Annotated in this window: 8 protein-coding genes; 7 read left to right on the plus strand and 1 reads right to left on the minus strand. The window is 69.1% G+C overall.

Annotated elements, in window-relative coordinates; translation table 11 throughout:
* Positions 1-129 precede the first annotated feature (129 nt).
* Positions 130-660, minus strand: coding sequence for a DNA modification methylase (locus RWO82_RS14320; protein WP_314428204.1), 531 nt, complete (start codon positions 658-660; stop codon positions 130-132).
* Positions 661-796: 136 nt separating this feature from the next.
* Between RWO82_RS14320 and RWO82_RS14325 the strand changes: the two genes are divergently transcribed.
* The 7 genes from RWO82_RS14325 to RWO82_RS14355 all read left to right on the plus strand — a co-directional run bounded on the left by RWO82_RS14325 (position 797) and on the right by RWO82_RS14355 (position 7,779).
* On the plus strand, positions 797-1,279 hold the full coding sequence (locus RWO82_RS14325) for a CarD family transcriptional regulator (protein WP_194763720.1): 483 nt from the start codon (positions 797-799) through the stop codon (positions 1,277-1,279).
* 72 nt (positions 1,280-1,351) lie between these two features.
* Positions 1,352-2,581 (plus strand): 2-C-methyl-D-erythritol 4-phosphate cytidylyltransferase, encoded by a 1,230-nt coding sequence (gene ispD / locus RWO82_RS14330; protein WP_399540894.1) that lies wholly within the window; start codon positions 1,352-1,354, stop codon positions 2,579-2,581.
* Positions 2,578-3,168, plus strand: coding sequence for a short chain dehydrogenase (locus RWO82_RS14335; protein ID WP_314428206.1), 591 nt, complete (start codon positions 2,578-2,580; stop codon positions 3,166-3,168). The genes ispD and RWO82_RS14335 overlap by 4 nt, the downstream gene beginning before the upstream one ends.
* A 120-nt stretch (positions 3,169-3,288) precedes the next feature.
* Positions 3,289-4,665, plus strand: a complete 1,377-nt coding sequence (locus RWO82_RS14340) for an NAD-dependent succinate-semialdehyde dehydrogenase (RefSeq protein WP_314428207.1) — start codon at positions 3,289-3,291, stop codon at positions 4,663-4,665.
* A gap of 46 nt (positions 4,666-4,711) precedes the next feature.
* Positions 4,712-6,127 (plus strand): cysteine--tRNA ligase, encoded by a 1,416-nt coding sequence (gene cysS / locus RWO82_RS14345; protein ID WP_314428208.1) that lies wholly within the window; start codon positions 4,712-4,714, stop codon positions 6,125-6,127.
* Entirely contained in the window at positions 6,120-7,127 is a 1,008-nt protein-coding gene (gene rlmB, locus RWO82_RS14350) for a 23S rRNA (guanosine(2251)-2'-O)-methyltransferase RlmB (protein ID WP_314428209.1), read from the plus strand. The genes cysS and rlmB overlap by 8 nt, the downstream gene beginning before the upstream one ends.
* 10 nt (positions 7,128-7,137) lie before the next feature.
* Positions 7,138-7,779 (plus strand): NAD(P)H-binding protein, encoded by a 642-nt coding sequence (locus tag RWO82_RS14355; protein ID WP_314428210.1) that lies wholly within the window; start codon positions 7,138-7,140, stop codon positions 7,777-7,779.
* The last annotated feature ends 31 nt before the right edge of the window (positions 7,780-7,810 follow it).

Below are 7,810 nucleotides of genomic sequence, written 5' to 3' on the forward strand. Positions count from 1 at the left end.
CTCGACACGGCCGGGGGCTGGGGATCTGGCTTCGATGGCTGCCGCGGCGGCGGCGGCGTCGCCGCCGCCGCCAGCCGAGCGCGGCCGCCACCCGGGGGGGGGCCGGCCTCTCTCAGTGTTCGGTGAGCGTCACTCGCTCGGAGCAGGTGCCGCCGTGTCGGAGGGCACAGGCTCGGGGGTGGGCTCGGCCTCCTCGGAGGGCACGAGGTCCGCGTAGTAGGGGAGCGTGCCGTCGAGCACGGGGACGTCGGCCTTGGTGCCGGCGCCGTCGCCCGACTGGAAGTGCATCTCCACCGTGGCGCCGGGCATGGTGTCGAGATCGTCGATGCGCACGGGCTTGCGGTCTGCGCCGAAGCTGATCGTCTCGCCCGCGGCGACCGGGACTTCGATCGGCTCGAGACCGGCGACCGTGATCGTCAGAGTCGCCTTGTCGAGGGTCGGGTTCACGACCGCGGCGACGAAGTTGCCGACCGAGCCGTCTTCCGTCGCGACGATGAAGGCGTTGCGCACGTCGAGAGGGCCGTCGGAATCGGCGATGTTGACGCCGTCGGACGCCGAGTACTCGATCTTCGTCGACTGCGGCGAGATGAATGTGCAGCCGGTCGCGCCGAGAAGAACGAGGGCGCTGATGGCGGCAGATGCGACAAGGCGCGATTTCACTGGTCCTCCTGTGGTCCGGCGGGATGTCCGCCTCCCATTCTATGGGTATGCGGAGGGGGCCCTCAGGACGCAGGGGTGCAAACCTTAGCGCATCCTGGCTGTGGTATCCTTGAGGTTGCCGAAAGGACAAGTTTTTATGCTTTTTGAGGTTGGCGAAACTGTCGTCTATCCGCACCATGGCGCTGCGACCATCATCGAGGTCAAGGAGCGCATCATCAAGGGTGAGGCGAAGAAATATCTGAAGCTCAACGTCACTCAGGGAGACCTCATCATCGAGGTCCCCGCAGAGAACGTCGATCTCGTCGGGGTCCGCGATGTGATCGGGCGGGAGGGCCTCGACCACGTGTTCGAGGTTCTGCGCGCTCCCTTTACGGAGGAGCCCACGAACTGGTCGCGTCGGTACAAGGCGAACCTCGAGAAGCTCGCCTCGGGTGACGTGATCAAGGTGAGCGAGGTCGTGCGCGATCTGTGGCGTCGTGACCAGGACCGCGGTCTGTCAGCCGGTGAGAAGCGGATGCTGGCCAAGGCGCGTCAGATCCTCATCTCCGAGCTGGCTCTCGCCGAGAAGACCGACGAGGACAAGGCGAGCGCGATGCTCGACGAGGTCCTCGCGTCCTGAGCGATTCGAGAGAAGGCGGGTGCTTCGGCATCCGCCTTTTTTCGTCTGCGCGGGTAACGTGAAGACGTGAACATGCTCCCCGTCCCGGACACCGCGATCATCGTCGTCGCCGCTGGTTCCGGCACCAGACTGGATGCGGGAGCGCCCAAGGCGTTCGTCGGCATCGACACCCACTCGATCCTCCGCCACGCGCTCGACGGCGTCTTCGCGGCGGCGCCCGCGCAGGTCGTGGTCGTCGCACCGCCCGGGTTCGAGGGCGACGCCGAGACCGAGATGCAGGCCGCAGCGGGTGATCGCGTCGAACTCGGGCGCGTCGTCACCGGAGCGGACACGCGACAGGGATCCGTCGCAGCCGGTCTCGCCGCACTCTGGGGCGACGTGCGCACCGTGCTCGTGCATGACGCCGCGCGTGCGCTCACACCGCCGGAGGTCATCGATGCGGTCGCGGACGCGGTGGACGCGGGCTCCGGAGTGATCCCGACGCTTCCCGTGATCGACACGCTCAAGAAGGTCGACGGCGGCGACATCGTGGGCGCGGTGGACCGCTCCGAGCTCGCGGCGGCCATGACTCCGCAGGGCTTCCCCCGCGATCTGCTGGAGCGCGCCTACGAGGCCGCCCTCGCGTCGGGGATCGAGTACACCGACGACGCCGCGCTGTTCGCGGCAGCCGGCCTTCCCTTGCGCAGGATCGACGGCGCAGCGCGCGGCTTCAAGATCACGACGCCCGACGACCTGGAGCGCGCGCGACAGCTGCTGACGGACGCCCCCGTGACGCGAACCGCTCGCACGGCCCCGACATCAGCCGCCCCTGCAGCTGTTCCGCGGGTGGGCGTCGGCACCGACGTGCACGCGTTCGGCGGCGAGGGCTCACTGTGGCTCGCGGGACTCGAATGGCCCGGTGAGCCGCCGCTCTCGGGACACTCGGACGGCGACGCGGTGGCGCACGCCATGGTGGATGCCCTGCTCGGGGCGGCGGGGCTCGGTGACATCGGCGAGCACTTCGGCACGGCGCATCCGGAGTACGCCGGCGCGCACGCCGAGGTGTTCCTGGCCCGCACGCGACAGATCCTCGAGGAGGCCGGGTTCGCGATCGGCAACGTGTCGGTGCAGTTCCAGGGCAATCGTCCGCGCTTCAGCGCACGCCGTGCTGAGGCCGAGAGCGTGCTCTCGACGGCGCTCGGGGGTGCGCCCGTGTCGGTCACGGCGACGACCACCGACGGGTTGGGGTTCTCGGGGCGCGGCGAGGGGGTCGCAGTCACTGCGGTCGCGCTGATCGTCGCCCGCACGGCGGAGCAGGCATGAGGATCCTCGTCATCGGGGCCGGTGGCCACGTCGGACGCACCGCGGTCGAGGCGCTGCAGGAGCACGAGCTCATCGCCGCGTCACGGAGCGGAGAGCCGTCGGTCGACGTCCGAGACCCGGCCTCCATCCAGCGCCTGTTCGAGACCGTCGGGCAGGTCGACGCCGTGATCGCGGCGCTGGGCAGCGTGCCGTTCCGACCCCTCTCCGAGCTCGAGCGCGACGACTACCTGTCGGCGTTCCGCGACAAGGTGCTCGCGCAGGTCGACGTCGTGCGCATCGGCACGCCGTTCGTGCGCGACGGAGGCTCCTTCACCCTGACCTCGGGAGTCCTCGCGAGGGAGGCGATCGCGACCGGAGCCGCCGCATCGCTCGCGAACGGCGCGCTCGAGTCGTTCGTGCTCGCCGCGGCGACAGAGCTGCCACGCGGCATCCGCATCAATGCGGTGAGCCCGTCGGTGCTCGAGGACGCGCCGTCGTATCACTCGTCGTTCCCCGGCTTCGTGCCGGTCGCGTCGCACCGCGTCGGCCAGGCGTACGTCAAGAGCGTGCGGGGCGTGCAGACGGGGCGGGTCTTCGCGATCGACTGACGTCGAGACCGAGGGCGCGATACGGCCGGCCGCCGAGGACTTGCGCCCGACGGGGCGGGCACGCGACGATCGAGGCGGGCATCGACGATGGGCCCGTGTGACGAGCGAACGAGGAATGACATGAGCGGTTATCGAGTGCAGAACCCCGCGACCGGCGAGATCATCGAGACCTTCGACACCGCGACCGACACGCAGATCGATGCCGCGCTCGCCGACGCCGAGACGGCCTACCGCGAATGGCGCGAGCGCAGCGTGCAACAGCGCGTTGAGGTCGTGAAGCGCGTCGCCGAACTGTTCACGGAGCGCAGGGACGAGCTCGCCGAGCACATCGCGATCGAGATGGGCAAGTCCCGTGCCGAAGCGCTCGACGAGATCGATTTCGCCGCGTCGATCATCGACTACTACGCCGTGCACGGTCCGGGCCTCATCACCGACTACGAGATCCCCAGCACGGTGCCGGGACGTGCGTACATCGAGCACCGTCCGATCGGCACCCTGCTCGGGGTCATGCCGTGGAACTTCCCGTACTACCAGGTCGCGCGGTTCGCGGCTCCGAATCTGGTGCTCGGCAACACGATCCTGCTCAAGCATGCGGAGATCTGCCCGCGCTCGTCGCTCGCGATCGAGGCCATCATGCGCGAGGCGGGTGTGCCCGACGGCGGCTATCAGAACGTGTTCGCCTCGCACGACCAGATCGCCACCATGATCGCCGATCCGCGTGTGCAGGGAGTCTCGCTCACCGGCTCCGAACGGGCCGGGGCGATCATCGGGGCGCAGGCCGGGAAGCACCTCAAGAAGTGCGTTCTCGAACTCGGCGGCATCGATCCGATGATCGTGCTGGATGCCGACGACGTCGCAGACGTCGCCCGGCAGGCATGGGAGTTCCGGGTGTACAACGGCGGTCAGGTCTGCAACTCGAACAAGCGTCTGATCGTCATGGACGACATCCACGACCGGTTCGTGGCTGAACTGACGCGGCTGGCGGAGGGGCTGACGCCTGGAGACCAGCTCGACCTGCGCGACGGCGAGTTCGTGCCGCTGTCGACGCGCACCGCGGCTGAGACGGTCGACGAGCAGGTGCGCCGGGCGGTCGCGGCCGGCGCCACCCTCGTCGCGGGCGGTGTGCTCTCCGACGGGCCGAGCGCCCACTATTCGCCGGCCGTGCTCACCGGAGTGCCGCGCGACTCGGCGTCGTACCGCGAGGAGATCTTCGGACCCGTGGCGACCGTCTACCGCGTGTCGAGCGACGAGGAGGCTCTCGAGCTCGCGAACGACTGCGACATGGGGCTGGGCGGATCCGTGTTCTCGAGGGACGAGGTCAGGGCCGCGCGCATCGCGTCGCGGCTCGAGGTGGGCATGACCCACGTGAACACGATCGCCGCGGAGGCCGCAGAGCTGCCGTTCGGCGGGGTGAAGCGATCGGGCTTCGGTCGTGAGATGGGCCCTATCGGCATCGGAGAGTTCGCGAATCGGCGCCTCTCGTTCGTCGCCGAGTGACGCGCGCACCCAGTCTTCGCGACGGCCCGCCCGGTAGGCTTGTGCGGTGACACTCCGCCTCTACGACACCCGCGCACAGCAGCTGCGCGACTTCGTGCCTCTCGACCCCGAGAACATCACGATGTACGTGTGCGGACCCACGGTGCAGTCAGGACCCCACATCGGCCATGTGAGGGCCGCTCTCAGCTTCGATCTGCTGCGGCGATGGCTGATCCACCGCTTCGGTCGGGTGACGTTCGTGCGCAACGTGACGGACATCGATGACAAGGTGCTCGCGAACGCCTCGGAGACCGAGCAGTGGTGGGCGCTGGCCTACCGCATGGAGCAGGAGTTCACGGCGGCCTACACAGGAGTCGGCATCCTCCCGCCGACCTACGAACCGCGCGCGACGGCGTCGATCCCGCAGATGCAGGAGCTCATCGCGACCCTGATCGAGCGCGGGCACGCCTACCCGGCAGCGGATGCCTCGGGCGACGTGTACTTCGACGTGCGCTCGTGGCCCGAGTACGGCTCGCTCACGAATCAGTCGGTCGACGCGATGGAGGCCGCGCAGGACGCGGATCCGCGCGGCAAGCGCAACCCGCAGGACTTCGCTCTCTGGAAGGGCATGAAAGACGGCGAGCAGCCCGACGCCGCGTGGCAGTCGCCGTGGGGCACCGGTCGGCCGGGCTGGCACATCGAGTGCTCGGCGATGTCGAAGCGGTATCTCGGTGCCGAGTTCGACATCCACGGCGGAGGCCTCGACCTGCGCTTCCCGCATCACGAGAACGAGCTCGCGCAGTCGACCGCGGCCGGCGACCCGTTCGCGCGGTACTGGGTGCACAACGGGCTCGTGACGGTCGACGGACAGAAGATGTCGAAGTCGCTCGGCAACTTCACGCTGGCGGCGGACGTCCTCTCGGAACGCGACCCCCTGGTGGTGCGCTATGCGCTCGCCGCGGCGCATTACCGGTCGAGCCTCGATCTCTCGGAGTCGTCGTGGACCGAGGCCGAAGCGGCGCTCGGGCGCATCCGCACGTTCATGGCGCGTGTGATCCGAGCCGTCGGCGGCCGCTACGGATCGTTCCAGAACGATATCCCCTCGTCGTTCGCCGCAGCGATGGACGATGACCTCGGGGTGCCCCAGGCGCTCGCGGTGCTGCATGAGACCGTGCGCGAGGGCAATGCCGCACTCGACGCAGGAGATGCGGATTCCGCCGTCACGGCGCTTCGTGCCGTCGCGGCGATGACCGCAGTGCTCGGCATCGACCCGCTGGCGCACTCCGGTGCTGCGGCGACCGCAGGCGAGGCAGCCGCGGCATCCGCTCTCGATGCCCTCGTGCAGACGATGATCTCTCAGCGTGCACAGGCGCGCGCCGACAAGGACTGGGCGGCGGCCGATCGCATCCGCGATGCGATCGCCGCCGCAGGAATCACGCTGGAGGACACTCCGGCCGGAACTCATTGGAGTATCGATGGCTAAGCCAGGCAACCCCTCAGCGGGCAAGGGCAAGAAGAAGGGCCCGAGCAAGGGCACCGGCGGACTCGGACGCAAGGCGCTCGAGGGTCGTGGGCCGACCCCCAAGGCGGAGGACCGCGCGTGGCACCCCGCGGGCAAGCGCAAGGCGGCGGCAGAGCGCTACGCCGCGTCCGGCGGCAAGGGCAAGCCGGGCCAGCGCCAGACCTCGGGCGGCAACCCGAACCGCTCCGCGCGGGTGAAGGACAACACCACCGACACCGAGACGGTCACCGGCCGCAACTCGGTGCTCGAGGCTCTGCGGGCGAAGATCCCCGCGACGGCGTTCTACATCGCGCAGCGCGTGGAGATGGACGACCGCACCAAGGAGATGCTCTCGATCGCGACCAACCGCGGCATCCCCGTGCTCGAGGTCACCCGCCAGGAGCTCGACCGCATGGCCGGATTCGACGGCGTGCACCAGGGCGTCGCGATCAAGGTCCCGCCGTACGAGTACGCGCACCCGCAGGACCTCCTCGAGCAGGTCATCGACAAGGGCGAGGTGCCGCTCTTCGTGGCACTCGACGGCATCACGGATCCCCGCAACCTCGGAGCGATCATCCGCTCGACCGCCGCCTTCGGCGGTCACGGCATCATCCTTCCGCAGCGCCGCTCGGCGGGCGTGAACTCCGCAGCGTGGAAGACCAGCGCCGGCGCTGCGGCCCGCGTGCCGGTCGCTCTGGCGACGAACCTCACGAGTCAGCTCAAGGAGTTCAAGAAGCAGGGCGTCTTCGTGCTCGGCCTCGACGGCGACGGCGACGTGCAGCTGCCCGATCTGCAGCTCGCCGACCGCCCCGTCGTGATCGTCACGGGCTCGGAGGGCAAGGGACTCTCGCGTCTGGTGGCCGAGACGTGCGACCAGATCGTCTCGATCCCGATCTCCGCAGCGACCGAATCCCTCAACGCCGGGATCGCGACCTCCGTCGCGCTGTACCAGGTCTCGACCGTCCGCAACGCGAAGAAGTAAGGAAGCACCCATGGCTCGCATCGTCGTTCTCGGAGGAACCGGCTACGCCGGCCGTCACATCGTCGCGGAAGCCGTGCACCGAGGACACGAGGTCATCGCGATCTCGCGATCGGCACCCTCGGATGCCGTCGAGGGCGCGTCGTACGTGCAGGGGTCGGCGCTCGAGCCGGCTTCGCTCGCGAGCGCGTTCGACGGAGCGGATGCGGTCGTCTCGGCGCTCTCTCCGCGGGGCGACATGACCGACAACGTGCTCGAAGCGCTCAAGGGCGTGATCCGGGTGCTAGCGGGTACGAGCACCCGGCTCGGCGTCGTCGGGGGAGCGGGCGGCAGCCTGGTGGCCCCCGGAGGACCGCGGCTCTTCGATCAGGGCTTCCCCGAGGAGTACAAGCACGAGGCGCAGGTCGGCATCGACTCGCTCGCACTGCTGGAAAGCACGGACGCCGATCTGGACTGGTTCTTCGTGCACCCGGCCGAGGTGTTCGGGCCGTGGGCCGAGGGCGAGCGCACCGGGCACTACCGTGACGGCGGCGACGTGATCGTGCGCGACGCCGACGGCAAGTCCTTCATCTCGGGAGCAGACTTCGCGGTCGCGGTGATCGATGAGATCGAGCAGGGCAACCACCACCGCGAGCGCTTCACCGTCGGCTACTGAGGCGCGGTCTCGCGTTTCGTCTCGCTCGGCT

Source organism: uncultured Microbacterium sp., from assembly GCF_963521645.1.
In the GTDB taxonomy this organism is placed as follows: Bacteria; Actinomycetota; Actinomycetes; order Actinomycetales; family Microbacteriaceae; genus Microbacterium.

Bases quoted from the DNA above. Each gene is read 5' to 3' on its own strand.
- RWO82_RS14325 (WP_194763720.1), top strand. From the start codon at position 797: ATGCTTTTTGAGGTTGGCGAAACTGTCGTCTATCCGCACCATGGCGCT.
- ispD (WP_399540894.1), top strand. From the start codon at position 1,352: ATGCTCCCCGTCCCGGACACCGCGATCATCGTCGTCGCCGCTGGTTCC.
- RWO82_RS14335 (WP_314428206.1), top strand. From the start codon at position 2,578: ATGAGGATCCTCGTCATCGGGGCCGGTGGCCACGTCGGACGCACCGCG.
- RWO82_RS14340 (WP_314428207.1), top strand. From the start codon at position 3,289: ATGAGCGGTTATCGAGTGCAGAACCCCGCGACCGGCGAGATCATCGAG.
- rlmB (WP_314428209.1), top strand. From the start codon at position 6,120: ATGGCTAAGCCAGGCAACCCCTCAGCGGGCAAGGGCAAGAAGAAGGGC.
- RWO82_RS14355 (WP_314428210.1), top strand. From the start codon at position 7,138: ATGGCTCGCATCGTCGTTCTCGGAGGAACCGGCTACGCCGGCCGTCAC.